Genomic DNA, 23,742 nt, shown 5'->3' with positions numbered 1-23,742 from the left:
ACATTTTTGTTTATCTTAGCGCAAAAGCCATAACACTAAGATGAAACAATTTATACTTTCACTTGCTACACTAATAGCATTTTATAGTTGTAAAGATTCTCAAAAAACAGCTGAAAGCACAGAAGCTCCTAATCACCTTGAAGAGTTATTTACAATAATGCAAGGTTCATACAATTCTGAAGCTCAAGCAAAAGTTGACTCAACTTATTTTAATATTTCGCTTCACATGTACCCTATTTGGAAAGACAAAGGTAATTACCTTTATGTAGAGCAAGCTTTAAACGCAAGACAAAACAATCCTTACAGACAACGTATATACGAAGTAACTAAATTAAATGATAGTGTTTATAGTTCTGCTATTTACACAATTGAAAACGACTCGTTATGGATAGGAAAATGGAAAACACCTCAAGCTTTTGACTCGCTATCAATACAACAAGTTTCTAAAAAAGAAGGATGTGAAGTACTCCTTAAACGTTTAGACTCTAATCATTTTAAAGGTGAAACAGGAGAAAAAACATGCGAAAGCACTCTATATGGAGCTTCATACGCAACTAGCGAAGTTGAAATTTTCCAAGACAAAATCATCTCATGGGATAGAGGATTTGACGATAAAGGAGAACATATTTGGGGAGCCGAAAAAGGCGGTTATATCTTTAATAAGCTAGATTAGTTTTTTGGTAAAAACACCTCAGCCATCATACAACGAGCACTTCCGCCTCCACAAGTTTCTATAGTTTCTAAAGAGCTAGAAATTATCTCACAATGCTTTTCAATTTTTGAGATTTGCGATGCTGTCAAACTATCATGAGCAGCTTTACTCATTATCAAATAAGGTGTATTGTTTGCTCCTTTTAATTGAAGCATGTTACCAGCAAACTGATGCATTTGAGACTCAGTAATTTCTATAATTTCTTTACCATCCGATTTTAGATGCTGAATAACATTTTTGCGTTCTTTTTTATCATCAATAGTATCCAAGCAAATCACAGCAAAGTTTTCAGCTAAACACATCATTACATTAGTATGGTAAATTGGTAACCGCTTACCATCTACAGTTTGGTTAGCGGTAAATACTACAGGAAAATAGTCGAAATCTTCACAAAACTCAATAAACAACTCTTCGTCTGCTCTAGGTGATAACGCACAATAGGCTTTACCATTAGCTCTATCTAACAATAAACTTCCTGTTCCTTCAAGAAAAATACCTTCATCTTCTGCACTTGTATAGTCAATAATATTTTCAATTTTGAAGCCTTCGTTTTCAAGCCTAATAAATATCTCTTCGCGTCTTTCTTTTCTTCTGTTTTCGGCAAACATTGGATAAATTGCAACATCACCATTTTCATGAAAACTCACCCAGTTATTAGGAAAAATTGAGTCTGGAGTATCTGCTAACACATCATCTTGCTCAACAATTACATTAATGCCAACTTGCCTTAACTTTGCAACAAAAGCGTCAAACTCTTCTTGAGCTTTGGCATTAATCTCAGCATTTTTAACATCTATAGTTTCTTGAAAATAATTGTTGACAGCTGTCTGTTCGTTCATCCTAAAGTTTATAGGACGAATCATTAAAATAGTATTCGTAATCTGTTGCATTATTGGTAAAAATTCTGCTGCAAAATTACTACTTTAAAATGTATTTTTCTCTAAAGACATCAATGAAGTATGTGTTAAAATTTACATTGAAATTCTTTTATTTTTCTCTTCATTAAGCCATATCAAAGCTTCTTCTCTTAGATAAAACATTTTCATTGTCCAGTTTTCATCATTATTCAAACTCAATATTGTTTTAGTAGCCATTTTACTACCAATTGAGTTCACAACAACTGCTACAGCAAAAACTTCTTTCAATTTTGAAATCTTACGTTGAACATCAAAAGTATAAGAGTAAGAATGAAGTTTGTTTACTAAAAGTGAAAATGGAGGCGTTAAATTTTCGAGTAAAAAATTATGATATTCTTCCATTAGTTTTTTGTCCATTTCAACACCTTCGTCAATAATTACCTCAGCTAAATGCTCATTGAGAATAATAATAGTGCCAAATGACAATTTGTGAGAAAGCTCTCTTTCTTGCATATTATTTTAGTTAATAAGGGATAGTTAAAAATAAAAAAAATCCTTGATTTTGCTAAGGTTTTGACAAAATAAATCCAGGATATTCTAACATAAAACGATAACAATCTTAAAATCAATTACTATTTTAAGTAAGTTTGAAATATCAAAAATCATACACATGAAAAAATTTGCGCTACTTTTTATAATACTGTGTTCTTGCTCCCAAAACAACCCCAAAAAAACTTATGATTTCACTACTGTTTTTGAAAAAAGTGAAGGCAAGGAAACTGCCACTTATGAAGAAACCATACTGTATTATAAAAACTTAGCCCAAGCTTACCCTGAAATTTCGATAGACTCAATTGGTAAGACAGATTCTGGCAAACCACTTCATCTTGTAACATTAAACCCTGACAAAGTTTTTGATTTTTCGCAAATAAGAGCCAACAATAAGCGCATACTCCTTATCAACAATGGTATTCATCCTGGTGAAAGCGATGGTATAGATGCCACAATGCTGCTTTACAGAGATATTGCTCAAGGCACTATTGAAATGCCTAAACACACTGTTTTAGCAACCATACCAATATATAACATTGGAGGTAGCTTAAATAGAAATTCTACAACAAGAACAAACCAGAATGGACCTGTATCGTATGGTTTTAGAGGAAATGCTCAAAACTATGACCTCAACAGAGATTTTATAAAATGCGACACCAAAAACGCTCGTGCTTTTACTGAGATTTACCATTTAATAAACCCTGATGTATTTATTGATAATCATGTAAGCAATGGTGCAGACTACCAATATACGCTCACTCATTTATTCACACAACACAATAAATTAGGAGGCGATTTAGGCAATTATATCCATACCGAAATGATGCCTAAACTAGAAGAAAAACTAGGCGCAAAAAATTGGGATATTACACCTTATGTCAATGTGTTTAACAGAACTCCAGAAACTGGTTTTAATCAGTTTATGGACTACCCAAGATACTCTACTGGTTACACAACACTATTTAACACTTTAGGTATGATGGTTGAAACTCACATGCTAAAACCCTACAAACAACGTGTTGAAGGCACTTATGAACTTATGAAAAGTATGATTGATATTATTGAAGAAGATTATCAAAAAATACAATGGAAACAAATAAGCACAGAAGAACATATTCGTGATTATACTGAGACCTATACCCTAGATTGGAAAATCGATACTAGCAAAACCTCTACATTAAGTTTTAAAGGATATGAAGGCAATAGAATACCAAGCGAGGTTACTGGAGCGCAACGCTTAAAATACGATCGCACAAAACCATTTACAAAAGATGTGGTTTACAACAACTATTTTGAACCAAGCATTGAAGTAACTATACCAAGTGCTTACATTATTCCACAAGGTTGGTGGAAAGTAATAGAGCTTTTAAAGCTCAATCAAGTAGAAATGCGCCAGTTTAAAAAGGACACTACAATAACAGTAGAATCCTATGAGATTGAAAGTTATGAGAGCAGAAAAATGCCTTATGAAGGCCATTATCAGCATTACAACACTAAAGTTACTAAAACAGAACAACAAGTAAAATTCTTAAAAGGCGATTATATTATTAATACACATCAAAATGCGTTCAGGTATTTAATGGAAACATTAGAACCTGAAGCACCAGACTCATTCTTTAACTGGAACTTTTTTGATACAATTCTGCAACAAAAAGAAGGTTTTTCACCTTATGTATGGGAAGATATTGCTAAAGAATTATTAGATAAAAACCCTGATTTAAAAACAGAATTTGAACAGAAAAAACAAACAGATACTAATTTTAACAATAACTGGTATGCGCAATTAGACTGGTTACATAAACAAAGTGACTATTACGAAAAAGCACACTTGCAATATCCTGTGTACAGATTGCACTAAACCAAAATTTTAATATTAGCATAAGAGTTTGTCATAGCTTCTTGACGTTGCGTTTCGTTGAGCCATTCTACCTTGGTAATACCTTCTTTCTCTTCTGGTTCAAGTTTACCTGAGTAAGTTGTTTTCATCTCAAACCAGTAAGTTACTTTTATTTTGTGCTTACCATTTCGCTTAAAAATGTGATAGGTAGTATCAAGCGGTTTTACAATTTCAAGACCTTTAACACCTGTCTCCTCTTCCACTTCTCTAATTGAGGTTTCTTCTATCGATTCTTTAGCTTCAGCTTTTCCTTTTGGTAAGTCCCATTTTTTATTTCGGTAGATAAAAAGTGTTTCTCCTTTTTCATTAATAACCTTACCTCCTCCTGCAACTACATTTGGTAATTTCTTTAAAAATTTTTTAAGGAGTTTATCTGGGTTTTTGTGTATTAATCTCACCTCTTCCAAACTGGTAGAATTAAGTTCTTTTATAACTTTACCAATATTAACTGTATCTAATAAATAGTTTTTAAAGTTAGTTTCTTCACTAACAATAGTCGTTAATATAATTGGTTTGTCACCTACAAAAACTTTATACATAATATTTGGGCAAATAGGTTTTCAATGGTAAAAATATAACTTTTAAGCACATATTACCATTTTCAAAAATTAATTTTATTTTAAGTTTTGAAATTTAAATTTAACAAAATTGTGTAGTTTTGCGCTATGATTTTTAACAAACATACCGCTAAAAAAACTGCTGAAGTTTTATTGCAAGTAAATGCGATAAAACTTAGCCCTGAAGAGCCTTTTACTTGGGCTTCTGGCTGGAAATCGCCAATATATTGTGATAACAGAATTGTGTTATCTTATCCGCAAATTCGCAACTACATTAGAGAAACCATGGCTAAGCAAATTGAAAAACAATATGGCAAGCCTGATGTTATTGCTGGTGTTGCTACAGGAGCTATTGGTATTGGGATTTTAGTTGCTGAGTATTTAGGACTTCCGTTTGTTTATGTAAGACCTGAAGCAAAATCGCATGGTCGCAAAAACCAAATTGAAGGTCATCTAGAACATGGACAAAATGTGGTAGTTGTTGAAGACTTAATAAGTACTGGAAAAAGTAGTTTAAATGCTGTAGCTGCTCTTAAAGAAGCTGGTGCCAATGTAAAAGGAATGATTGCCATTTTTACTTACGGTTTCAATGTTTCTAAAGACAGTTTTGAAGCTGAAGACCTTACTTTACATACTTTAAGTAACTATGAAAGCTTATTAGACCAAGCACTAGAAACTAACTATATCACTAAAAAACAACAGGACCTTTTGGCACAATGGAACGCTAACCCAAGCGAATGGAACGCTAATTGATACACCTTTAGAAAAAAACTTATATACATGAATTTAGAATCGCCAAAGGTAACCCTTAACAAATCAGCTCAAGAGACTTTTGATTTTTTATCTGATGTGAAAAATTTTGAAGCTTTAATGCCTGAAAACATCAGCAAATTTGAAGTTTTAGAAAACGACAAATTTTTGTTCGCTTTAAAAGGAATGCCTGAAATAGTGCTTAAGAAAAAAGAAGCTACACCTCCTAATAAAATTGTACTTGGTGCTGCTGGTGGAAAACTAGACTTTTCACTTACTGGAAACATCACTGAAGTAGATGCTAATACTAGCGAAGTCCAATTAACTTTTGAAGGAGAGTTTAATGCTATGATGGCTATGATGATTAAAGGCCCAATCAGCAAGTTTATTGAAACTCTAGCAACAAACATGACTACTGCTGTTTAGTACAACAGAGTTATTTCTTTTAAATCAAATTCTTTAATGATTTCATCTTCAAGCAACACTTGAAGATTACCAGAATTTGACACACCTTTTATATAACCTGAAAACATATTACCTTCCATATCTTTAAATGTGGAAGGTTTATTTTTTCTAAAAAGATGCTCTTCATACTGAGCTTTAAGTGTAGAAAAGCTATTCTTTTGTAGTAATTCGAAAAAATATTCAAGCTTCTGCAATACAGTAATCATTACCTCATCCAATTCAAAAAAGCGTCCAGACATTAATTGTAAAGACGAAGCTTTAGGTAAATTTTCAAATTCTATTTGATTTACGTTAATACCAATGCCTATTATTGAAGCCTGTAATCTATTTTGCTTTATGACATTTTCAATTAAAATTCCAGCTATTTTTTTATTTTCTGACAAAATGTCGTTAGGCCATTTAATGCTTAGCTTTTCAACGTTAAGGCTTTTTAAAGCTTCAAAAACCGCTAAAGACACAGCTATACTAATATAAAAATTACGTTCTACATCAACACCTGTAATGTCTTTAAACACGCTCATAGTAAGATTTTTAGCATCTTGAACGTTCCATTGGGTCCCCATTTGTCCTCTGCCTTTTGTTTGATGTTTAGCAACAACAACCGTAAAATCCTCAATAGCCTTACTAGCACTTAATTGTCTTAAATAAGTATTAGTTGAGTCAATGGCATTAAGTTTGATTATATGCATAAAAGCAGCAAATGTTAATTTATAATTTTCTTAAGAAGAATTAAAGTTCAAAAGAACTAAAAAAATAATAACTTTGCACAAAACTAAATCAATTTAATGGCGAAAAAAAATAGTAATGTCGACCAATTAATAACTACCATATTAGCTGGTATTGAAGATGTAAAAGGGAAAGAAATAACAATCCTTGATTTAAGAGAAATTGAAAACACAGTTTGTGATTATTTTATTGTTTGCGAAGGTACTTCAAATACGCAAGTAAACGCCATAGTAAATTCAATTCAAAAAAAGGTTAGCAAAGAACTTAAAGACAACCCTTGGCATGTTGAAGGTGTTGATAATGCCGAATGGGTTTTGATAGATTATGTTAATATTGTTGTACATGTTTTTCAAAAACACATTAGACAATACTACGACATTGAAAGTCTTTGGGGAGATGCAAAAACAACTGTTATAGAAACTAGTTACTAAAAAAGAATTAATGGCAAACGAAAATAAAAATACAAATAAGAAACCAAAACTGAATCCATATTGGATTTATGGAATAGCAATTTTTGCTATTATCGCTTTTCAGTTATTTTCAGGTGGATTTGGATCGCAAAATGTGGCGACCACAACCCCTTCTCAATTTTTAGAATATTTAAAAAATGGTGATGTTTCAAAAATTGAAATCATAAACCGAAGAGAAGCAAAAGTTTATCTTACCGAAGAAGCACAAAATAAAGAAATACATAAAAAGACCAAACCTAGTAGTATTTTCCCTGCAATGACTCCTGCTCCAAACTATTCGTTTGAGTTTGGTGATTTGCAAAACTTTGAAAAAGACATCAACAAAACCCTTGAGGATAACAACTTAAATACTGAGCTAAAGTATAAAACCGAAGAAAATCTTTGGGGTAACTTTTTAATCTCCTTATTACCGTTTATCCTAATCATAGGTGTTTGGATTTTTATAATGAGACGTATGTCATCAGGTGCTGGTGGAGGCGCTGGAGGACAAATTTTTAACATCGGAAAATCTAAAGCAAAACTTTTTGATGAAAAGACTGACATTAAAACTTCATTCAAAGATGTAGCAGGTTTAGAAGGTGCAAAAGAAGAGGTTCAAGAAATTGTAGACTTCCTTAAAAACCCTGAAAAATACACTTCACTTGGTGGAAAAATACCTAAAGGAGCTTTACTGGTAGGACAACCTGGAACAGGAAAAACCTTATTAGCAAAAGCTGTTGCTGGTGAAGCACAAGTACCTTTCTTTTCACTATCTGGTTCTGACTTTGTAGAAATGTTTGTAGGTGTTGGAGCATCGAGAGTACGAGATTTATTTAAACAAGCAAAAGAAAAATCGCCTTCTATTATATTTATTGACGAAATTGATGCAATTGGTAGAGCTAGAGGAAAAAACAATTTTTCAGGATCTAATGACGAACGTGAAAATACCTTAAACCAATTATTAACTGAAATGGATGGTTTTGGCACTAACACCAATGTTATTGTATTAGCTGCTACAAACAGAGCCGACGTATTAGATAAAGCTCTTATGCGTGCTGGACGTTTTGATCGTCAAATTTTTGTTGACTTACCAGATGTAAGAGAGCGTAAAGAGATTTTTGAAGTTCACCTAAGACCTATCAAAAAAGCAGAGGATTTAGATATCGATTTTCTTTCAAAACAAACACCTGGTTTCTCTGGTGCTGATATTGCTAATGTATGTAATGAAGCTGCACTTATTGCTGCTAGACAAGGTAAAAAAGCAGTAACAAAACAAGATTTCCTTGATGCTGTTGATAGAATTGTTGGTGGATTAGAAAAGAAAAACAAAATCATTACTCCAGAAGAAAAACGTGCCATTGCTTTCCACGAAGCTGGACACGCAACTGTAAGCTGGATGCTAGAGCACGCTGCTCCATTAGTAAAAGTAACTATTGTTCCTCGAGGACAATCGTTAGGAGCTGCTTGGTATTTACCAGAAGAACGCTTAATTGTTAGACCAGAGCAAATGCTAGACGAGATGTGTGCTGCATTAGGTGGTAGAGCTGCTGAAAAAGTTATTTTCAATAAAATATCAACTGGTGCTTTAAGTGATTTAGAAAAAGTAACCAAACAAGCTCGTGCCATGGTTACAATCTATGGATTGAGTGATAAAGTAGGAAACTTAACCTACTACGACTCTTCAGGTCAGTCTGAGTATGGGTTCACAAAGCCTTACAGCGAAGAAACTGCTGAGTTGATTGATAAAGAAATTTCTAATATTATCGAAACGCAGTACAAAAGAGCTGTGGCACTTCTTGAAGAAAATAAAGATAAACTTACTGAACTTGCAGAAGTTTTATTGGAAAAAGAAGTTATTTTTAAAGATAATTTAGAGAAGATTTTTGGTAAGCGTCCTTTTGGAAAAGACGAGGAAGAATAAAAGCCAAAAACATAATATTATTATAAAAAGCTTAAATTAATCACGTGTTAATTTAAGTTTTTTTATATTTGAAATAATACGCAAATTAAAACCTAGGTAATAGCAACCCATACATGAGTCTATTTCGTAAAATCTTCGGTCTAAAATCTGATAGTGAAGAAGATAACATAAAAAGCGAAGAGAGAGGCAAATATATGCCTGAAATTAAATTGCCCGCTGACGAGAGATTTACCATAAATTTTAAAGCCAATGGCGGAAAGTTTTTGTATTGCGAAAATTTAAACGAAGTCAAGGATAATTTATCGCAAATTCTTAGTGAAAATGAATGGGAAGACAAAAACGCTTTACTCTTTGATGATAGACTTTCTGAATTATTTAAAGATTTTCATTTAAATCCAACTAAAAAAGTTTCAGAAAGCACGTATTTTTTATCCACTTGTGAATACCTTATTTCAGATGATGGTTCGCTATTAATTTCTTCAAATCAAATTGCTGAGAAGAAACTAAAAGAGCTGCCTACCAATTTTATAATATATGCAACAACAAGTCAGTTTGTTGAAAATATAGGTGAAGGCCTTAGAGGTATTAAAGGTAAAAACAGAGAAAAAATCCCAACTAATATTACTACGATAAAGCATTTTAAAACTGTTGAGGATAAAGATTTTCTAACTTATGGAAGTAGCTCAAAAAACCTATATTTGCTTCTTCTAGAAGACCTATAGATGAAAGAAGCCGTTACCAGAGCATTATCCGGAGCAATATACATCACATTACTAATCTTGTCACTGTATTGGCAACATGCATTGGCTGCATTATTTTTTGTGTTTGGTATTATTTGTCTAGCTGAGTTTAAAAAACTTATCAACTTAAAAGATTTTTATCCGTTTATAATTTTCACGATTTTATATTTTGTGTTTGGATATTGGTCTACTATTATAACCACTACACATGGTTTTGATGAGGCTATTCAAATACTTCATGTAATTACAATTTTTGTTCAGTTGTTTTTAATTAAAGATTTATTTTCTGAGAAAACCATACCGCTTTTCAGCTCTAAAAGATATCTAATCACTACTTTTTATTTAAGTAGTGCGTTTGTGTTTTTAATTTTAATAGCAAACTTTAAGCATCAGTTTACACCATTGTTGCTTTTAGGTACTTTTATTCTAATATGGATCAATGACACATTTGCGTACTTAGTTGGAAAAAACTTTGGAAAACAAAAGCTGTTTCCTAGTATTTCGCCTAAAAAAACAGTTGAAGGATTTTTAGGTGGTTTGTTTTTTTCGTGTGTTGCTAGTTATTTTATTGCTAAATTTACAAATACGTTAGATTCTACTTATTGGTTAATTTTAGCAATTATAGTTAGTGTTTTTGGTACACTTGGAGATTTGATAGAATCTAAATTTAAACGACAAGCTAAAGTAAAGGATAGTGGTGTAATCATGCCTGGTCATGGTGGCTTATTAGACAGACTAGATAGTATAATATTTGCTGCTCCTTTTATTTATTTATTTTTAAGAATAGTAACTTATGTTTCATAAAGAAGGCCATAAAATTATATTTATTTCGCTAGTTATAGTAGTTGGAGCTGTTTTGATCATTGATTATTTTATACAACTACCTTGGCTAAGAACTTCACTAATGCTACTTTTTGTAGTGTTCTTGGTTTTAATTCTTCAATTTTTTAGAAACCCTAAACGAAACACCATTTTAAATGAAAAACAAGCCGTTTCGCCTGTTGATGGCAAGGTTGTAGTTATTGAAGAAGTTTTTGAAAAAGAATATTTTAACGACAAGCGCATACAGGTATCTGTTTTTATGTCGCCAATTAATGTTCATGTAACACGTTATCCTATAAGTGGAAATGTATTGTACAGCAAATACCATCCTGGGAAATATTTAGTTGCATGGCATCCAAAAGCCAGTGAAGAAAACGAGCGCACGACTATTGTTGTAGAAAACAACTCGTTTGGAAAAATACTATATAGACAAATTGCTGGAGCACTAGCAAAACGTATTGTTAACTATGCTAAGGTTGATGACAAAGCAATACAAGGCGCTGATGCTGGGTTTATAAAATTTGGGTCGAGAGTAGATTTATTTTTACCTTTAGATGCAGACGTTAAAGTAACCTTGAACCAAGTTGTAAAAGGAGGCGAAAGTATTATTGCTGAAATTTAAAATGACACCTGAAGAACTAGACATAGAGTTTAGAGACGCTGTAGAGCGTATAAACAATCATACCGAACCTTTTCCGGCTGATTTTTTACTTCGCCTTTATGCTTACTACAAAAAGGCTACAAACAACTATGGTAGACCAAGTAGCCGAAAGCCTATAATTAACGCGTTTAAAACAAATGCATTATTTCAGGTTAAAGATGTTTCGCCAGATGAAGCTAAACGTATTTATATTGATTTGGTAAACAATTATTTTTTATACCGAAAATAAGTTAATCCCTTATCAAAGGCATTGTAGAGCAACGTAGTAAACCTTCTTGTTTAGCTATTTCTGCATAAGGCACTTCTTCAACAGTAAATCCATTTTTTCTTAACCAAGTATTTAATCTTGTAAAGTTTTTTTCTGAGATAATCACGTCTTCAGATATTGAAAAAATATTACTGTTCATATCATACATTTCGTCTTTTGTAATGACAAAACAATTTTCTTCTCCAAAGAAATTAAGCAACCACTCATACTCTTCTTCAACTAAAAACCCTTCTTTATGTAAGATTGCTTTATTTGTTCCTATTGGCTGAAAGCAGCAATCTAAATGTAAAGCGTTGTCTCTAGGGTTTACTTGAGATTTTCTAAGGTCGAAACTTTTTATGGTTTTATGCGGAAATTTTTCAGTAATGTAATCTACACCTAATTGGTTTGTACGAGCCACTATATAATCAGAATAATCAGCTCCTCGGTAAGTTCCAATAAAGATATGGTCATTCCATACGATCACATCTCCTCCTTCAATATGAGCTTCTTCAGGAGGTCTAATTACTTTTTTAGGGTCAATTTGGTCAATAACATATTGAATGGCTTCAAGCTCTTCTTCTCGATCTGGTAATATATTGGCTTTTACAAACACATCGTCAATTACAAAAGCTATATCTCTGGCAAAAATTTGATTACAGTCCTCAATAATATTAGGTCTGTACACTTTTACATCATACTTTTCAAAAACTTTAGCTACTGCTTCCATTTCATTAACCATATCGGCTTCTAACGGATATGTTCCTGCTTTTATGTGCTCAAGAGATTTTGGGTCGTATGCATCCTCTATTTTAGGAGTTGGACCATTACTTTTAGCTGTTCCTAAAACCACTGCTCTAAGACGAGAAGTTTCATTTTTAACATTCAATTTCAGCATAATATAAATTATAAAAAAAGCTTCATTAAAATAAATAATGAAGCTTATATGATGTAATAAGCCTAAGCTTAACGCTCGTTAATTCCTTTAAACGATCTTAATGTTTCACCTGTATATACTTGTCTTGGACGACCTATTGGCTCTTTATTTAAGCGCATTTCTCTCCATTGAGCAATCCAACCAGGTAAACGCCCTAGTGCAAACATTACTGTAAACATTTCAACAGGAATATTCATTGATCTATAAATAATTCCTGAGTAGAAATCTACGTTAGGATATAGTTTTCTTTTTACGAAGTAATCATCTTCTAAAGCTTCTTTTTCTAATCCTTTAGCAATATCTAAAATAGGATCTTCAACACCTAAATCACCTAAAACGTCATCGGCTGCTTTTTTGATTATTCTAGCTCTTGGGTCAAAGTTCTTGTATACACGATGTCCGAATCCCATTAAACGGAAAGGATCTTCTTTGTCTTTTGCTTTACCCATATATTTTTTAGTATCTCCTCCATCTTCTTTGATAGCTTCAAGCATTTCTAAAACTGCTTGGTTTGCTCCACCATGTAAAGGTCCCCAAAGTGCAGAAATACCTGCAGATAAAGAAGCAAATAAACCTGCATGCGAAGAACCTACTATTCTTACTGTAGAAGTTGAACAGTTTTGCTCATGATCAGCATGTAAAATTAAAAGCTTGTCTAAAGCATTTACTAAAATTGGGTTTTGCTCATAGTTTTCATCTGGTCTTTTAAACATCATTTGTAAAATGTTCTCAACATAACCTAATGATGAGCTTCCATAATCTAATGGTAACCCCATTTTCTTACGCATTGTCCATGCTACTAAGATTGGGAACTTACCTAAAATTCTAACAATAGCATTGTACATTTCTTCTTCAGAATCTACATTTACTGACGAAGGATTAAACGCTGTTAATGCACTTGTAAGTGAAGATAAAACTCCCATTGGATGCGCTGACTTAGGGAAAGCATCTAAAATTTTCTTTATATCGTCGTCAACAACAGAATGCTTTTTTATGTCGGAGTGAAATTTATCTAATTGCTCTTGTGTTGGCAATTCTCCAAAAATCAAAAGATAAGCTACTTCTAGGAAATCTGCTTTTTCAGCTAGTTCTTCAATTGAATATCCTCTATACCTCAATATTCCTTTTTCTCCATCTAGAAATGTAATGGCACTTACACAAGATCCTGTATTTTTATAACCTGGATCAATTGTAGTAACGCCTCCTGTTACACTTCTTAAGGCCTTAATATCTATTGCAACCTCATTTTCGGTTCCTGTAATTAAAGGAAATTCATGTTTTTGACCGTTAATTTCTAATGTAGCTTTATCTGACATTTTTATGTTTATATTTTTTTAAAGTTTTATTGTTAAAAAGATTGTACGAAAATACGAAATATCTTAGGATTTTTAAAGCTTCTCCATAAAGGATTTATCTATTGTGATATTACGAAAATTGATGCTTGGATGTAACTCATAATTGAAAATGCAAACGCACATAAACTGCAGCATTATTTGACATTTATTTTATACAATTTCTTGTAATATTCTCTTACTGAAGATTGCCAAGTAAACTTTTGTGATTTAGCATTGAGGCAAATAGTATCCCATTGACTTTTGTCTTCAAAAAAGATTTTTAATGCTTGAGAAAATACCGCCAAAAAGTTAGCATTCTTTTCATCAATTGTCTTTCCGTTGAATGAAAATCCTGTTTTTAAATGTTCGACAGTATCTTTCAATCCACCTGTATGGTGTACTAGACATGGTTGCGCATTTCGCATTGCTAGCATTTGACTTATTCCGCATGGCTCAAAAAGACTGGGCATTAAGTATAGATTAGATTCGGTATAAATCGAATCAATAACCTCTTCGGACTGTCCATTAAAAAACACAAAGTTGTCATATTCATAGCTTATGTTTTGTAATAGCTGCTCATACTCTGGTGCTCCAGTTCCAAGTACTACATAAATACCATTTACAGCTTTTAGTTTTTCTAAAATTGATTTTAATAATTCAGGTGAATTTTTAAAAAAGAAAAACTTCTGCTCTGTTAGTCTTGCAACACTGGCACAAACAAATTTTGCTGGTTCTTTTATGAGTCTTACAATTTTTTCTCCTGTATGAATTAAAAAATCAGCTTTATATTCTTTTTCGGGTTCTTGCAACCACTCAAAAATCGCTTGAATAGCATTAACATAAAATGCTCCATGTTGCACTAAGTTTATGTTTTGATAATTACAACCGTTTAAAATTCCTACTAAGCGGTTTTCTTTATTAGCTTCTTTTAAATAGTTTTCTAAACCTTCTCCACCAATAAAATCTGGAAAATTGCTAGATTTCATTATATCTTCTTTATAGGAAGGAGACACTGTGTGCACAACATCGGCTAGTTTAATTCCTACAGCCATAAGGTTTATACAATCTTGATATCTTGGATCTTTTAAATTCTCATAATCTATATCTAACTCAGGGTAAAAAGCATGTAACGAAGAGTAATTATCATTAAATGGTCTAATACCTTGAATAGCTAAATTATGAATTGAATATACAAACCTTATATTTTGCAATACTTTATAAGAAGGATGATATTCTTTTAAAAACAACAGTAAACTAGTATGCCAATCGTGTAAGTGTACAACATCTAATTTCCCAAAACTATTTTGTGTTATACTCTCTGCTACTGCACTACAGAATAAGGAGAACATACAAGCATCAGTATAAAATGGTTGTTCTGGGTCATTAAAATAAATATGGGCAATATTACCTGACTTTATATCAGGATGATGAATAACATAATGTGTAATGTTTTCAATTTCTTTCTTTGGAGCTACTTGATAGATAATTGCTTTGGCAGTTTCTCCTCTATAAGAAAACTCAACCTCCTTAATCTTTTTTTGCCCTATGTGCAATCGTCCATAAGCAGGAGTTATAACACTAACTCTATCACCTAAAGCTGCTATTTGCCTAGGAACGTCTCTAACAACATCTCCCATACCACCAGCTTTACATTTTTTGATGGCATCGTTTTCAGCAGAAACAAAAAGGAAATTTGACATTAAGTACTGAGTTTTAATAATGAAGTATAAATTACTTAAAATAAATTTACTTAAAAAACTAATACACATTAATTAGTCGTTAAAAGTAAAAAAGGCTTCTGTAATTAAACAGAAGCCTTTTTTAATACCATATTTTAAATGTTACTTTACTTTAAAAGCCTTTTCTTGAGGATAGTAAGCAACATCATTTAATTCTTCTTCGATTCTTAATAACTGATTGTACTTTGCCATTCTATCACTACGAGATGCAGAACCTGTTTTAATTTGACCAGTGTTTAATGCTACTGCTAAATCAGCAATAGTATTATCTTCAGTTTCACCAGAACGATGAGACATCACTGACGTATAACCTGCATTATGAGCCATATTAACAGCTGCAATAGTCTCGGTTAAAGTACCAATTTGGTTTACTTTAATTAAAATTGAGTTAGCAATACCGTTTTCAATACCTCTTGATAAACGCTCTACATTGGTTACAAATAAATCGTCACCTACTAGTTGTACTTTATCTCCAACTTTTTCGGTTAAGTATTTCCAACCTTCCCAATCGTTTTCATCCATTCCATCTTCAATAGAAATAATAGGATATTTAGCTGCTAATTCAGCTAAGTAGTCTGCTTGCTCTTGACTAGTTCTTACTTGACCTTTGTCTCCTTCAAACTTAGTATAGTCATATTTTCCATCTACATAAAATTCGGCCGAAGCACAATCTAAAGCAATCATTACTTCATCACCTAATTTATAACCTGCTTTTTCAACAGCTTTGGCAATTGTATCAAGTGCATCCTCTGTACCATCTAATGTTGGAGCAAAACCTCCTTCATCACCTACAGCAGTACTAAGACCTCTATCGTGTAATACTTTTTTAAGGTTGTGGAAAATTTCTGTACCCATTTGCATAGCATGAGTAAAGTTTTTTGCTTTTACAGGCATTACCATAAACTCTTGAAATGCTATTGGCGCATCACTATGAGAACCTCCATTAATGATATTCATCATTGGTACTGGTAACGTGTTTGCTGAAACACCTCCAACATATCTGTATAATGGCATTCCTAATTCGTTTGCAGCAGCTTTAGCAGCAGCTAAAGACACTCCTAAAATAGCATTAGCTCCTAATTTTGATTTATTTGGTGTACCATCTAATTCAATCATTAATTGATCGATAGCATTTTGTTCAAACACTGAAACACCTAACAACTCTTGAGCAATTATAGTATTGACATTTTCTACAGCTTTTGTAACTCCTTTTCCCATATAGGCATTTCCACCATCTCTAAGTTCAACTGCTTCATGTTCTCCTGTTGATGCTCCTGATGGTACTGCAGCTCTACCTACAACTCCATTTTCTGTAGTAACATCAACCTCTACAGTTGGATTACCACGTGAATCTAAAATTTGTCTTGCATGAATATTAATTATAATGCTCATATGTTTCTATTTAATGTTGTTTAATTGTATGTCAAATTTACAAAATTGTTAATCTAAAAGGTATTTACCTATTCATTATTACATTTTAATTTTACTAAAATGTTTTCGTAAATAAAAAACCTCAATGAAAATCGATTTTCTTTGAGGTTTGTTCATTATTTATTTTTAATGTTTTCTATAAATTGGTCAAATAGATACGACGAATCGTGAGGTCCAGGACTTGCTTCTGGATGATATTGAACTGAAAAACAGTTCTTACTCTTCATTTTAATGCCTGCTACAGTATCATCATTTAAATGCAAATGAGTAATCTCAATATCTGGATGATTTTCAGTTTCTTCTCTATTGATAGCAAAACCATGATTTTGTGAAGTAATCTCTCCTTTACCTGTAATAAGGTTCTTTACAGGATGATTAATACCTCTATGTCCATGGTGCATTTTATAAGTAGAAATTCCGTTTGCTAACGCGATTACTTGGTGTCCTAAACAAATACCAAATAGCGGAAGGTTACGTTTAATGATTTCTTTAGCCAAATTTTGTGCTTCAACCAAAGGTTCAGGATCTCCTGGTCCATTAGATAAGAAATAGCCATCTGGTTTAAATGCTTCTAACTCTTCAAAAGTCGAATTGTAAGGAAACACCTTAATGTAGGCATCTCTTTTAGCTAAATTTCTAAGGATATTAGTTTTAATTCCAATATCTAAAGCTGCTATTTTATACGTAGCATTTTCGTTACCAAAATAATATGGTTCTTTAGTAGATACTTTAGAAGCCAACTCTAAACCATTCATATTTGGCACATCTGCTAGTTGTTTTTTAAGGTCTTCAATATTATCAACCTCAGTAGAAATTACAGCATTCATAGCTCCATTATCTCTGATATAGCTTACAAGAGCTCTTGTATCTACATCAGATATAGCCAATACATTATTCTTCTCAAAGAAATTTTCGAGTGAATCATCTGCTGCTGGTCTTGAATAATTAAAACTGAAATTTTTACAAATTAGACCTGATATTTTAATGGAATTAGACTCCACTTCTTCAGAAAGTGTTCCATAATTACCAATGTGCGCATTGGTAGTCACCATTAATTGTCCGAAATAAGATGGATCGGTAAATATTTCTTGGTAGCCTGTAGTACCAGTGTTAAAGCAAACCTCTCCAAATGCAGTACCTTTTTTTCCTATTGATTTTCCATAGAATATGGTTCCGTCTGCTAGTAATATTAGTGCTTTTTCTCTTTTATTATACTTCATAGATTCTAAAAGTTTCGCAAAATTGCATAAAAAAAAGGATAAACTAAAATGTTTATCCTTTAATATTTCAAATGCTTATTAACATTTATTCTTCTTCGTTAGTTGCCTTAGTTTCTGCAACAGGAGCTGCAGCTGCTTTGCTACCACCTCTTCTACTTCTACGAGTAGATTTTTTCTTAGGCTTATCAGCATTGTAGATTTCATTGTAGTCAACTAATTCTATCATTGCCATATCAGCGTTATCACCAAGACGGTTACCAAGCTTAATAATTCTTGTATATCCTCCTGGACGATCACCTACCTTAGCAGCAACATCTCTAAATAATTCTGCCACAGCCTCTTTTTGTCTTAATCTAGAAAATACAATACGTCTGTTGTGAGTAGTATCTTCTTTAGATTTTGTTACTAAAGGCTCAACAAATTGTTTTAACGCTTTAGCTTTAGCTACTGTAGTGTTAATACGCTTGTGCTCTATTAAAGAACATGCCATATTAGCTAACATCGCTTTTCTGTGGGCAGTTTTTCTACCTAAATGATTAAATTTCTTTCCGTGTCTCATGACTTTTGTTTTATCATCTTGCTACCAAATCCAAAGAGTAAACCTCTGGAGAGCAAAATATGATTAATCTTTATCTAATTTGTATTTGCTTAAGTCCATTCCGAAGTTAAGACCTTTAACATTTACTAATTCTTCTAGCTCTGTTAAAGATTTTTTACCGAAGTTACGGAACTTCATTAAATCATTTTTGTTGAATGATACTAAATCTCCTAATGTATCAACCTCTGCTGCTTTTAAACAGTTTAAGGCACGTACAGAAAGATCCATATCAACTAATTTAGTTTTTAATAACTGTCTCATGTGAAGTGATTCTTCATCATAAGTTTCAGTTTGAGCAATTTCGTCAGCCTCAAGAGTTATACGCTCATCAGAGAATAACATGAAGTGGTGAATTAATATCTTAGCCGCTTCAGTTAAAGCATCTTTAGGATGAATAGAACCGTCTGTGATAATTTCAAAAACTAATTTTTCGTAATCGGTTTTTTGCTCAACACGGAAGTTTTCTATACTGTACTTCACGTTTTTTATTGGCGTATAGATTGAGTCAGTAAAGATAGTTCCAATAGGTGCAGAAGCTTTTTTGTTTTCTTCAGCAGGAACGTATCCTCTACCTTTTTCAATAGTGATTTCCATATTGATGCTTACTTTAGGATCTAAGTTACAAATCACTAAGTCTTTGTTTAGTACTTGGAAACCTGAAATAAACTTTTGGAAATCTCCAGCTGTTATTTGCTCTTGACCAGAAATTGAGATTGAAACAGACTCGTTATCGATTTCATCTATTTGACGCTTAAAGTTTACTTGCTTTAAGTTCAAAATCATTTCTGTTACATCTTCAACTACACCTGCAATTGTAGAAAACTCATGATCTACACCTTCTATTCTTACAGATGTGATTGCGAAACCTTCTAAAGAAGATAATAAAACTCTTCTTAAAGCGTTTCCTACTGTTAGTCCATAACCTGGTTCTAGTGGTCTGAATTCGAATTTGCCTTCAAAATCAGTAGAATCGATCATGATTACTTTGTCAGGCTTTTGAAAATTTAATATTGCCATAGTGTTCTTCGTTTTAATTGTTATTTAGTTGCGCGATTTAAAAGCTTGAAGACGTCTAATAAATCCTTTGGCTAAATACCAATATGTTTAATTTATTATTTAGAATATAATTCGACGATGAATTGCTCGTTGATGTTCTCAGGAATTTGAACTCTTGCAGGAACAGATACAAATGTTCCTTGTTTAGTATCGTTATTCCATGTAATCCACTCATAAACATGACTAGAGTTTGTTAATGAATTTTGGATTGCTTCTAAAGATTTTGATTTTTCTCTTACTGCTACAACATCTCCTGCTTTTAATTGGTAAGAAGGAATGTTTACGATATTTCCGTTAACAGTAATGTGTCTGTGAGATACTAATTGTCTAGCTCCACTACGTGAAGGAGACATTCCCATTCTGTAAACTACGTTGTCTAAACGAGACTCACAAAGTTGTAACAACACCTCACCAGTAATTCCTGGAGCAGCAGTTGCTTTTTTGAACATGTTTCTGAATTGCTTTTCTAAAATACCGTAAGTGTATTTAGCTTTTTGCTTCTCCATTAATTGGACAGCGTATTCAGATTTTTTTCCACGACGCTTGTTTGCACCATGTTGACCTGGAGGATAATTTCTTTTTTCAAAAGCTTTATCATCTCCAAAAATAGCTTCACCAAATTTACGAGCTATTTTAGTTTTAGGACCAGTATATCTTGCCATTTTTAAATTAAATTATGAGAGTGTTTATGAATTAAGGTCTTAATCTTATCCTTCGATAAACGTGAATCTCTCGTTGATACTTGTTTAAAATTTTTCAGTTTGCAAATTTACATATAAAAAATTAATATCAACTATAAAAAACAGTTGATATTAATTCTTCAAAATATAAATTAAACTCTTCTACGTTTTGGTGGACGACATCCATTATGTGGTAATGGAGTAACATCTACGATTTCTGATACTTCAATACCAGAGTTGTGAATAGATCTAATTGCAGATTCTCTACCATTTCCAGGACCTTTAACAAACACTTTCACTTTCTTTAATCCAGCTTCTTTTGCTACTCCTGCAGCATCTTCAGCAGCTAATTGTGCAGCGTAAGGAGTGTTCTTTTTAGAACCTCTGAATCCCATTTTACCTGCAGATGACCATGAAATTACGTCACCTTTTTTGTTTGTTAAAGAGATAATGATGTTATTGAAAGATGCTGCAATGTGCGCTTCTCCAATTGCATCTACTATTACTTTACGTTTTTTAGTACTTGACTTTGCCATATTTTTTAGTTTCTAGTTGTTAGCTTTTAGTTGTTAGAATCCTAAACCTTTCGATTTCGAACAGATTCATCTAACGTCTAATTACTAATGACTACTGTCTTGTTATTATTTAGTTGCTTTCTTCTTGTTAGCAACGGTTTTTCTTCTACCTTTTCTAGTTCTAGAGTTGTTCTTTGTACGTTGACCTCTTAATGGAAGCCCAGATCTGTGACGAATACCTCTGTAACATCCAATATCCATTAATCGCTTAATGTTTAATTGAGTTTCAGAACGCAATTCACCTTCGATAGTATAAGTTCCAACAGCGTCACGGATTGCTCCAATTTGATCATCTGTCCAATCTTGTACTTTTGTGCTTTCATCAACTTTAGCCGTTGCCAAAATTTCTTTTGCTCTACTTTTACCTACTCCGTAGATATAAGTTAAAGAGATTACTCCTCTTTTCTGTTTTGGTATGTCTACACCTGCAATTCTTGCCATAATTATCCTTGTCTTTGTTTGAATCTAGGATTCTTTTTGTTAATTACGTAAAGTCTACCTTTTCTACGCACTAATTTACAATCAGCGCTTCTTTTTTTAACTGATGCTCTTACTTTCATCGTATTAGTATCTATAGGTTATACGAGCCTTTGTTAAATCGTAAGGACTCATTTCTAATTTTACTTTGTCTCCTGGTAACAACTTAATATAATGCATACGCATTTTACCAGATATATGTGCAGTCACAATATGACCATTTTCTAATTCAACACGAAACATCGCATTAGATAATGCTTCTATGATTGTTCCGTCTTGCTCTATTGCTGCTTGTTTTGCCATAGTATATAGTTTTAAGCTACTGCTTTTCTATTTTTACCTGTTTTCATCAAGCCATCATAGTGTTTATTCAACAAGTAAGAATTTACTTGTTGCATGGTATCAATTGCAACTCCTACCATAATCAATAATGACGTTCCTCCAAAAAACAATGCCCAACCAGCTTGTACGTCCATAAGCTTTACAATAATTGCTGGGAACACAGCTATTAATGCTAAGAATAATGATCCTGGTAAAGTTATTTGAGACATTATTTTATCTAAATACTCAGAAGTTTCAGTTCCTGGTCTAATACCTGGAATAAAACCACCGCTTCGTTTTAAGTCGTCAGCCATTTTGTTTGTTGGTACTGTAATAGCTGTATAAAAATATGTAAACACTATAATTAAGAGTGCAAATACTAGGTTGTACCAAAATCCGAAAATATCAGAAAACTGTGTTTGCATCCATGTACCTACTTCTCCTGATCCAAATGATTTACCAATTAAACTTGGCACAAACATGATAGCTTGGGCAAAGATGATTGGCATAACTCCTGAAGCGTTTAACTTTAATGGTAAAAACTGTCTAGAGCCAAATGCATTTTTTTCGTATCCACCTGTAGCTGTACGTCTTGCATATTGCACTGCGATTTTACGTACTGCCATAACTAGCATTACTGAACCTAGTATAATTAACAACCAAATAACAAGCTCAATTAAAATCATAATTAAACCTCCATTAGATTGTGTTACTCTAGCAGCATACTCTTGTAAAAATGATTGTGGTAAAGTAGCTATAATACCTACCATAATTAATAATGAAATACCATTACCAATACCTTTATCAGTAATTTTTTCACCTAACCACATTGCAAAAATACATCCAGTAACTAATATTATTACTGAAGAAATCATAAATGTAGTTGGAGAAAAACCATTAACTAAAAGTGCACTTGTTGAGTTAACTCCTGTTAATGATGGTAAGCTTGCTAAATATCCTGGTGCTTGAACCAAACATATACCTATTGTTAACCAACGGGTTATTTGAGTGATTTTCTTTTGACCACTTGCTCCTTCTTTTTGAAGTTTTTGTAAATAAGGAATTGCTATTCCCATTAACTGCACTACAATAGAAGCAGAGATATAAGGCATAATACCTAGGGCAAATACTGATGCGTTAGAAAAACCTCCACCAGTAAACGCATTGATTAACCAAATTAATCCACCTTCGGCAGCATCTCCTTGTAATCCTGATAATTTAGTAAAGTCAATACCTGGAAGCACAATTTGTGCACCAAAACGGTAAACTAAAAGCAAACCAAGTGTTAACATGATTCGGTCTTTTAGTTCCGTTATTTTCCAAACATTTTTTATAGTGTCTATAAATTTCATACTTATAATAATCTTATAAAGTTACAGCTTCTCCTCCTGCAGCTTCAATAGCAGCTTTTGCTGAAGCAGTAAATTTATGAGCAGATACTTTTAATTTAGATTTTAATTCTCCACGACCTAATATTTTTACTAAATCGTTTTTACCAGCCAAACGTAATTGTACTAGCGTTTCAAAATCTATAGTATCTTTTATCTTCTTATCGTCAACCAATTGTTGTAATGTATCAAGATTTACACCTTGGTATTCTACACGGTTGATGTTAGTAAATCCGAATTTAGGCACACGTCTTTGAAGTGGCATTTGTCCACCTTCAAAACCAAGTTTTTTAGAATATCCAGAACGAGACTTTGCTCCTTTGTGACCACGTGTTGCAGTACCACCTTTTCCAGAACCTTGTCCTCTACCTACTCTTTTTCCTTGATTTTTAACTGAGCCTTCAGCTGGTTTTAAATTACTTAAGTCCATTTTTATGTCTTATTATTTTGTTTCTTCAACAGAAACTAAATGTTTAACTTTATTAACCATACCAACGATATTTGGAGTGGCATCATGTTCTACAACCTGACCGATTCTTTTTAAACCTAAAGCCTCTAAAGTTCTCTTTTGGGTTTGAGTACGATTGATTGTACTTTTTACTTTTGTTACTTTGATCTTTGCCATCTTCC

Annotated in this window: 29 protein-coding genes; 10 read left to right on the top strand and 19 right to left on the bottom strand. The window is 32.7% G+C overall.

The features are described 5' to 3' along the window. Positions 1 to 40: 40 nt before the first annotated feature. Entirely contained in the window at positions 41 to 673 is a 633-nt protein-coding gene (locus ABD011_RS12635) for a chromophore lyase CpcT/CpeT (RefSeq protein ID WP_343798769.1), read from the top strand. Here ABD011_RS12635 and ctlX read toward each other — a convergent pair. Further along, positions 670 to 1,602 carry a citrulline utilization hydrolase CtlX gene (ctlX, locus tag ABD011_RS12630; RefSeq protein ID WP_343798768.1) on the bottom strand — a complete coding sequence of 311 codons (933 nt, stop codon included), beginning with the start codon at positions 1,600 to 1,602 and terminating at the stop codon, positions 670 to 672. The two genes, ABD011_RS12635 and ctlX, sit on opposite strands and share 4 nt — an antisense overlap. An 81-nt stretch (positions 1,603 to 1,683) precedes the next feature. Then, the gene (locus ABD011_RS12625; protein ID WP_129761402.1) at positions 1,684 to 2,082 is read right to left on the bottom strand and encodes a hypothetical protein; all 399 of its coding nucleotides are present in this window, start codon (positions 2,080 to 2,082) and stop codon (positions 1,684 to 1,686) included. A 157-nt stretch (positions 2,083 to 2,239) separates the two neighbouring features. On the opposite strand from ABD011_RS12625, the gene ABD011_RS12620 reads away from it, so the two are divergent. Beyond that, positions 2,240 to 3,979, top strand: a complete 1,740-nt coding sequence (locus tag ABD011_RS12620) for a M14 family metallopeptidase (protein ID WP_343798767.1) — start codon at positions 2,240 to 2,242, stop codon at positions 3,977 to 3,979. Here ABD011_RS12620 and ABD011_RS12615 read toward each other — a convergent pair. Further along, positions 3,976 to 4,557 (bottom strand): NUDIX hydrolase, encoded by a 582-nt coding sequence (locus tag ABD011_RS12615; RefSeq protein WP_129761404.1) that lies wholly within the window; start codon positions 4,555 to 4,557, stop codon positions 3,976 to 3,978. The genes ABD011_RS12620 and ABD011_RS12615 overlap by 4 nt on opposite strands. Positions 4,558 to 4,683: 126 nt before the next feature. Between ABD011_RS12615 and pyrE the strand changes: the two genes are divergently transcribed. Beyond that, positions 4,684 to 5,328 carry an orotate phosphoribosyltransferase gene (gene pyrE / locus ABD011_RS12610; RefSeq protein ID WP_131508172.1) on the top strand — a complete coding sequence of 215 codons (645 nt, stop codon included), beginning with the start codon at positions 4,684 to 4,686 and terminating at the stop codon, positions 5,326 to 5,328. Between the two features lie 27 nt (positions 5,329 to 5,355). Next, positions 5,356 to 5,751, top strand: a complete 396-nt coding sequence (locus tag ABD011_RS12605; RefSeq protein ID WP_129761406.1) for an SRPBCC family protein — start codon at positions 5,356 to 5,358, stop codon at positions 5,749 to 5,751. Here the strand turns inward: ABD011_RS12605 and ABD011_RS12600 are convergent. Then, positions 5,748 to 6,479 (bottom strand): biotin--[acetyl-CoA-carboxylase] ligase, encoded by a 732-nt coding sequence (locus ABD011_RS12600; protein ID WP_343798765.1) that lies wholly within the window; start codon positions 6,477 to 6,479, stop codon positions 5,748 to 5,750. The genes ABD011_RS12605 and ABD011_RS12600 overlap by 4 nt on opposite strands. A gap of 96 nt (positions 6,480 to 6,575) precedes the next feature. Between ABD011_RS12600 and rsfS the strand changes: the two genes are divergently transcribed. The 6 genes from rsfS (at position 6,576) to ABD011_RS12570 (ending at position 11,338) form a co-directional block, all read left to right on the top strand. Then, positions 6,576 to 6,947 carry a ribosome silencing factor gene (gene rsfS / locus ABD011_RS12595; protein WP_129761408.1) on the top strand — a complete coding sequence of 124 codons (372 nt, stop codon included), beginning with the start codon at positions 6,576 to 6,578 and terminating at the stop codon, positions 6,945 to 6,947. 10 nt (positions 6,948 to 6,957) lie between these two features. After that, positions 6,958 to 8,886 carry an ATP-dependent zinc metalloprotease FtsH gene (gene ftsH / locus ABD011_RS12590; protein WP_343798762.1) on the top strand — a complete coding sequence of 643 codons (1,929 nt, stop codon included), beginning with the start codon at positions 6,958 to 6,960 and terminating at the stop codon, positions 8,884 to 8,886. Positions 8,887 to 8,999: 113 nt separating this feature from the next. Next, the gene (locus tag ABD011_RS12585) at positions 9,000 to 9,608 is read left to right on the top strand and encodes an LUD domain-containing protein (protein ID WP_129761410.1); all 609 of its coding nucleotides are present in this window, start codon (positions 9,000 to 9,002) and stop codon (positions 9,606 to 9,608) included. Next, positions 9,609 to 10,430 (top strand): phosphatidate cytidylyltransferase, encoded by an 822-nt coding sequence (locus ABD011_RS12580; protein ID WP_343798759.1) that lies wholly within the window; start codon positions 9,609 to 9,611, stop codon positions 10,428 to 10,430. After that, entirely contained in the window at positions 10,420 to 11,070 is a 651-nt protein-coding gene (locus ABD011_RS12575) for a phosphatidylserine decarboxylase family protein (RefSeq protein ID WP_343798757.1), read from the top strand. Before ABD011_RS12580 ends, ABD011_RS12575 begins: the two co-directional genes overlap by 11 nt. 1 nt (position 11,071) lies before the next feature. After that, a complete protein-coding gene (locus tag ABD011_RS12570) occupies positions 11,072 to 11,338 on the top strand; it encodes an acyl-CoA-binding protein (RefSeq protein WP_129761413.1) in 267 nt (88 codons plus the stop codon). A gap of 1 nt (position 11,339) precedes the next feature. Here ABD011_RS12570 and ABD011_RS12565 read toward each other — a convergent pair whose 3' ends face one another. From ABD011_RS12565 to rpmD, 15 genes are all read right to left on the bottom strand, one after another. Next, the gene (locus tag ABD011_RS12565; RefSeq protein WP_343798754.1) at positions 11,340 to 12,254 is read right to left on the bottom strand and encodes a dimethylarginine dimethylaminohydrolase family protein; all 915 of its coding nucleotides are present in this window, start codon (positions 12,252 to 12,254) and stop codon (positions 11,340 to 11,342) included. Between the two features lie 68 nt (positions 12,255 to 12,322). Beyond that, complete coding sequence (locus ABD011_RS12560) at positions 12,323 to 13,609, bottom strand: citrate synthase (RefSeq protein ID WP_129761415.1); 1,287 nt, start codon at positions 13,607 to 13,609, stop codon at positions 12,323 to 12,325. 173 nt (positions 13,610 to 13,782) lie between these two features. Next, entirely contained in the window at positions 13,783 to 15,327 is a 1,545-nt protein-coding gene (locus ABD011_RS12555) for a glycogen synthase (RefSeq protein WP_343798752.1), read from the bottom strand. 141 nt (positions 15,328 to 15,468) lie between these two features. Further along, entirely contained in the window at positions 15,469 to 16,758 is a 1,290-nt protein-coding gene (gene eno / locus ABD011_RS12550; RefSeq protein ID WP_343798748.1) for a phosphopyruvate hydratase, read from the bottom strand. A 155-nt stretch (positions 16,759 to 16,913) separates the two neighbouring features. Continuing rightward, complete coding sequence (gene carA / locus ABD011_RS12545) at positions 16,914 to 18,017, bottom strand: glutamine-hydrolyzing carbamoyl-phosphate synthase small subunit (RefSeq protein ID WP_131508155.1); 1,104 nt, start codon at positions 18,015 to 18,017, stop codon at positions 16,914 to 16,916. 85 nt (positions 18,018 to 18,102) lie between these two features. After that, a complete protein-coding gene (rplQ, locus tag ABD011_RS12540; protein WP_129761419.1) occupies positions 18,103 to 18,576 on the bottom strand; it encodes a 50S ribosomal protein L17 in 474 nt (157 codons plus the stop codon). 63 nt (positions 18,577 to 18,639) lie between these two features. Beyond that, the gene (locus ABD011_RS12535; protein ID WP_129761420.1) at positions 18,640 to 19,632 is read right to left on the bottom strand and encodes a DNA-directed RNA polymerase subunit alpha; all 993 of its coding nucleotides are present in this window, start codon (positions 19,630 to 19,632) and stop codon (positions 18,640 to 18,642) included. 95 nt (positions 19,633 to 19,727) lie between these two features. After that, the gene (gene rpsD / locus ABD011_RS12530) at positions 19,728 to 20,333 is read right to left on the bottom strand and encodes a 30S ribosomal protein S4 (protein ID WP_129761421.1); all 606 of its coding nucleotides are present in this window, start codon (positions 20,331 to 20,333) and stop codon (positions 19,728 to 19,730) included. Positions 20,334 to 20,503: 170 nt separating this feature from the next. Beyond that, the gene (gene rpsK, locus ABD011_RS12525) at positions 20,504 to 20,887 is read right to left on the bottom strand and encodes a 30S ribosomal protein S11 (RefSeq protein WP_129761422.1); all 384 of its coding nucleotides are present in this window, start codon (positions 20,885 to 20,887) and stop codon (positions 20,504 to 20,506) included. Positions 20,888 to 20,992: 105 nt separating this feature from the next. Next, positions 20,993 to 21,367 carry a 30S ribosomal protein S13 gene (gene rpsM / locus ABD011_RS12520; protein WP_129761423.1) on the bottom strand — a complete coding sequence of 125 codons (375 nt, stop codon included), beginning with the start codon at positions 21,365 to 21,367 and terminating at the stop codon, positions 20,993 to 20,995. Positions 21,368 to 21,369: 2 nt separating this feature from the next. Beyond that, positions 21,370 to 21,486, bottom strand: coding sequence for a type B 50S ribosomal protein L36 (gene ykgO, locus ABD011_RS12515; protein ID WP_008269159.1), 117 nt, complete (start codon positions 21,484 to 21,486; stop codon positions 21,370 to 21,372). 4 nt (positions 21,487 to 21,490) lie between these two features. Continuing rightward, complete coding sequence (gene infA / locus ABD011_RS12510; RefSeq protein WP_007094967.1) at positions 21,491 to 21,706, bottom strand: translation initiation factor IF-1; 216 nt, start codon at positions 21,704 to 21,706, stop codon at positions 21,491 to 21,493. 11 nt (positions 21,707 to 21,717) lie between these two features. Then, positions 21,718 to 23,076 (bottom strand): preprotein translocase subunit SecY, encoded by a 1,359-nt coding sequence (gene secY / locus ABD011_RS12505; protein ID WP_131508153.1) that lies wholly within the window; start codon positions 23,074 to 23,076, stop codon positions 21,718 to 21,720. A gap of 13 nt (positions 23,077 to 23,089) precedes the next feature. Beyond that, entirely contained in the window at positions 23,090 to 23,542 is a 453-nt protein-coding gene (gene rplO / locus ABD011_RS12500; protein ID WP_129761425.1) for a 50S ribosomal protein L15, read from the bottom strand. Positions 23,543 to 23,554: 12 nt separating this feature from the next. After that, entirely contained in the window at positions 23,555 to 23,737 is a 183-nt protein-coding gene (rpmD, locus tag ABD011_RS12495) for a 50S ribosomal protein L30 (protein ID WP_129761426.1), read from the bottom strand. Positions 23,738 to 23,742 lie beyond the last annotated feature (5 nt).

The sequence above is a fragment of the Gaetbulibacter jejuensis genome (genome assembly GCF_039524015.1).
GTDB classification, from domain to species: Bacteria; Bacteroidota; Bacteroidia; order Flavobacteriales; family Flavobacteriaceae; genus Gaetbulibacter_B; species Gaetbulibacter_B jejuensis.
Note: the sequence above shows the minus strand (reverse complement) of the source record. Positions and strands in the feature narration are given on the sequence as shown.

Excerpts from the sequence above, each read along its gene's own strand:
- ABD011_RS12585 (WP_129761410.1), top strand. The coding sequence starts at position 9,000 with ATGAGTCTATTTCGTAAAATCTTCGGTCTAAAATCTGATAGTGAAGAA.
- rpmD (WP_129761426.1), bottom strand. The coding sequence starts at position 23,737 with ATGGCAAAGATCAAAGTAACAAAAGTAAAAAGTACAATCAATCGTACT.
- rplO (WP_129761425.1), bottom strand. The coding sequence starts at position 23,542 with ATGGACTTAAGTAATTTAAAACCAGCTGAAGGCTCAGTTAAAAATCAA.
- ABD011_RS12600 (WP_343798765.1), bottom strand. The coding sequence starts at position 6,479 with ATGCATATAATCAAACTTAATGCCATTGACTCAACTAATACTTATTTA.
- ABD011_RS12535 (WP_129761420.1), bottom strand. The coding sequence starts at position 19,632 with ATGGCAATATTAAATTTTCAAAAGCCTGACAAAGTAATCATGATCGAT.
- ABD011_RS12565 (WP_343798754.1), bottom strand. The coding sequence starts at position 12,254 with ATGCTGAAATTGAATGTTAAAAATGAAACTTCTCGTCTTAGAGCAGTG.
- ABD011_RS12575 (WP_343798757.1), top strand. The coding sequence starts at position 10,420 with ATGTTTCATAAAGAAGGCCATAAAATTATATTTATTTCGCTAGTTATA.
- ABD011_RS12580 (WP_343798759.1), top strand. The coding sequence starts at position 9,609 with ATGAAAGAAGCCGTTACCAGAGCATTATCCGGAGCAATATACATCACA.
- secY (WP_131508153.1), bottom strand. The coding sequence starts at position 23,076 with ATGAAATTTATAGACACTATAAAAAATGTTTGGAAAATAACGGAACTA.
- infA (WP_007094967.1), bottom strand. The coding sequence starts at position 21,706 with ATGGCAAAACAAGCAGCAATAGAGCAAGACGGAACAATCATAGAAGCA.
- rpsM (WP_129761423.1), bottom strand. The coding sequence starts at position 21,367 with ATGGCAAGAATTGCAGGTGTAGACATACCAAAACAGAAAAGAGGAGTA.
- ctlX (WP_343798768.1), bottom strand. The coding sequence starts at position 1,602 with ATGCAACAGATTACGAATACTATTTTAATGATTCGTCCTATAAACTTT.
- rsfS (WP_129761408.1), top strand. The coding sequence starts at position 6,576 with ATGGCGAAAAAAAATAGTAATGTCGACCAATTAATAACTACCATATTA.
- rpsK (WP_129761422.1), bottom strand. The coding sequence starts at position 20,887 with ATGGCAAAGTCAAGTACTAAAAAACGTAAAGTAATAGTAGATGCAATT.
- pyrE (WP_131508172.1), top strand. The coding sequence starts at position 4,684 with ATGATTTTTAACAAACATACCGCTAAAAAAACTGCTGAAGTTTTATTG.
- ABD011_RS12560 (WP_129761415.1), bottom strand. The coding sequence starts at position 13,609 with ATGTCAGATAAAGCTACATTAGAAATTAACGGTCAAAAACATGAATTT.
- ykgO (WP_008269159.1), bottom strand. The coding sequence starts at position 21,486 with ATGAAAGTAAGAGCATCAGTTAAAAAAAGAAGCGCTGATTGTAAATTA.
- ABD011_RS12625 (WP_129761402.1), bottom strand. The coding sequence starts at position 2,082 with ATGCAAGAAAGAGAGCTTTCTCACAAATTGTCATTTGGCACTATTATT.
- ABD011_RS12570 (WP_129761413.1), top strand. The coding sequence starts at position 11,072 with ATGACACCTGAAGAACTAGACATAGAGTTTAGAGACGCTGTAGAGCGT.
- ABD011_RS12555 (WP_343798752.1), bottom strand. The coding sequence starts at position 15,327 with ATGTCAAATTTCCTTTTTGTTTCTGCTGAAAACGATGCCATCAAAAAA.
- ABD011_RS12635 (WP_343798769.1), top strand. The coding sequence starts at position 41 with ATGAAACAATTTATACTTTCACTTGCTACACTAATAGCATTTTATAGT.
- ABD011_RS12605 (WP_129761406.1), top strand. The coding sequence starts at position 5,356 with ATGAATTTAGAATCGCCAAAGGTAACCCTTAACAAATCAGCTCAAGAG.
- eno (WP_343798748.1), bottom strand. The coding sequence starts at position 16,758 with ATGAGCATTATAATTAATATTCATGCAAGACAAATTTTAGATTCACGT.
- ftsH (WP_343798762.1), top strand. The coding sequence starts at position 6,958 with ATGGCAAACGAAAATAAAAATACAAATAAGAAACCAAAACTGAATCCA.
- carA (WP_131508155.1), bottom strand. The coding sequence starts at position 18,017 with ATGAAGTATAATAAAAGAGAAAAAGCACTAATATTACTAGCAGACGGA.
- ABD011_RS12615 (WP_129761404.1), bottom strand. The coding sequence starts at position 4,557 with ATGTATAAAGTTTTTGTAGGTGACAAACCAATTATATTAACGACTATT.
- ABD011_RS12620 (WP_343798767.1), top strand. The coding sequence starts at position 2,240 with ATGAAAAAATTTGCGCTACTTTTTATAATACTGTGTTCTTGCTCCCAA.
- rplQ (WP_129761419.1), bottom strand. The coding sequence starts at position 18,576 with ATGAGACACGGAAAGAAATTTAATCATTTAGGTAGAAAAACTGCCCAC.
- rpsD (WP_129761421.1), bottom strand. The coding sequence starts at position 20,333 with ATGGCAAGATATACTGGTCCTAAAACTAAAATAGCTCGTAAATTTGGT.